Annotated in this window: 3 protein-coding genes; 1 reads left to right on the top strand and 2 read right to left on the bottom strand. The window is 30.5% G+C overall.

Going from position 1 to position 2,107, the window contains the following annotated elements:
* On the top strand, positions 1-556 hold a 556-nt coding region (locus tag NOU10_RS09140), incomplete at its 5' end, for a restriction endonuclease subunit S (RefSeq protein WP_255906656.1).
* 42 nt (positions 557-598) lie between these two features.
* On the opposite strand, the gene NOU10_RS09135 is transcribed toward NOU10_RS09140, so the two are convergent.
* Together NOU10_RS09135 and NOU10_RS09130 are read right to left on the bottom strand one after the other, a co-directional pair.
* Entirely contained in the window at positions 599-1,516 is a 918-nt protein-coding gene (locus NOU10_RS09135; RefSeq protein ID WP_255906655.1) for a site-specific integrase, read from the bottom strand.
* Positions 1,517-1,569: 53 nt separating this feature from the next.
* Positions 1,570-2,107 (bottom strand): restriction endonuclease subunit S (locus NOU10_RS09130; RefSeq protein WP_255906654.1); only part of this gene is annotated, 538 nt, incomplete at its 5' end.

Raw genomic sequence — 2,107 nt, 5'->3', positions numbered from 1 at the left:
AAAGTTGGGGGATTTCTTTAAAAAATATCAAAATAAAATATTTCTAGATGATACTACAAAATATATTCAAATATCAGTAAGAAATACAGGAAAAGTTGAATATCGTACGACTAATTATGGAAAAGATATAGGTAGGAAGCGTCAATATTTAGTAGACACTAAAAATTATCCCGATACTTTAACATTTACTAGACAGACTATTTATGAAGGTGGTATAGGCTACATCCCCAGTTCACTTAATGGTGCAATTGTTACTGAGAACATGCCGTTGTTGGCTAAAAATAGTAAGATAGACAAAAATTTTTCAAAAATATTATTTAAGACACACTTGTATTATCACAATGTTATCGAAAAGAACAAACCTATTGGTTCGGCACAAAAAGCTTTACATGAAAAGGTATGGCTCGAAAGTGTTGTAACAGTACCTACTTTACTTGAACAACAGAAGATAGGGGAATTTTTCAAACAACTTGATTCGCTCATCACTCTTCATCATCGTAAACTTGAAAAAATAAAACAATTGAAAAAATTCTTACTACAAAATATGTTTATATAAGTAAAAACGACAAGATCTATAAGTGGTCTTGTCGTTTTCATTTTATAACGTTGCTAAATGTTGCATAATTTTTGTATTATCTTTGTTCTCCAATTCTTGGATAATATGCAAGTATGTTTGTTGAGTTGTTGTCATATCAGCGTGACCTAATCTCTTGGCTACACTTGCAATTGAAACTCCTGCAAATAATAGCATAGAAGCGTGTGTATGTCGTAATCCATGTATAGAAATGATTGGAATAGCCAATTCTTCACAATATTGTTTTAATCTATTATTTACCGTTGAATTAAATACACGTTTCTTTACAAAAATAGGAGTTCCATTAGGAAAACCACGCAATAAAGTATTAAATTGCATACATAATTTCCAATCTAATTGCACCTTTCTAATAGATGATTTGTTTTTAGTGGACTTGAAGCCACCTCGAGCAGCTTTGTAATCCCAGGTTTTAGAGATATTAATAATCTGATTTTCAAAATCAAAATCTTCTTTAGTTAGGCCTAAAGCCTCTCCAAAACGTAGACCTGTTTTTGCAACTAATAATATTAGCCAATCTAAGTTAGGTTCAGTACCTAAATGTAAATGTCTAAGTAGCATTTTTAATTCAAACTCACTTAGATATTTTTGTTTCTTCTTCCCAGGTTTTTTACCCTTAACAACAGTCTTTCTTGTAGGATCACGATCGATTAATCCATCATCAAAAGCATCTAAAATAGAACTTTTTAATTGGTGATGAAAATCCATTGTTGTTGCTTTTTCGTGAGTTTCAGCAAATTCATTAATAATTTTTTGATACTCAATTCTTGTGATTTGACCTAATTCTAAATCTGGGGCAAGCTTTTTTAAATGACGGTGTGCAAGCCAATATTTATCAATTGTACGTTCACTAACAGCACCAACTTTATAAATGTTGATCCAATCTTCAAAATAGTTATAAAATAAAATTCTTTTTCTTCTCATATGAGAAAACCTCCTTAATTGAACTAATAACTAGCTTATCAAGGAGGTTAGTATTAAATGAACATATTTTGCAGTAAGAATTTTTTTAATTGCTTTAGTTTTTTGAGCTTATACTGATGAAGGGCGATGAGGGAATCCACTTTAGTTAAGAATGTACCGATTTTGATTTGTTCTTCTATTGTCGGAATATATATTTTTATTCCGTAGAAATCATTATGATTTAAATCAGGAATTGTAGAGTTTCCAGCTCTTACTAAGATTTCCCTCTGAATTGGATATGAATTTAGCAAGTAATAAAGGAACCATCTATCAATTTTAGAACTGTTATATGATATCTTGAAAAAGTTATTATGGTATACTCCTTCAACATCTGTAACAACTTTTCCGGTATTTCCGGTTCTTGTCATAAGAATATCTGTTCTCTCAGCAATGACATTCTTAGTGGGAGAGTCTATATAGTATTTTACTGTGCTATTTGGATTTAAAAATTCGTTTGTTATATAGAATAATTTCCCGTCTCCAGGGTGAGTAAACCGTTTAGAGATAGCTATTTGTAATCCCTGAGATAATTTAGATATATCTTTAAATCTC

This window comes from Ligilactobacillus sp. MP3 (assembly GCF_024436335.1).
In the GTDB taxonomy this organism is placed as follows: Bacteria; Bacillota; Bacilli; order Lactobacillales; family Lactobacillaceae; genus Ligilactobacillus; species Ligilactobacillus salivarius.
This window is presented reverse-complemented; position numbering and strand designations above follow the sequence as displayed.

Coding starts and splice junctions, on each gene's coding strand:
- NOU10_RS09135 (WP_255906655.1), bottom strand. CDS start 1,516: ATGAGAAGAAAAAGAATTTTATTTTATAACTATTTTGAAGATTGGATC.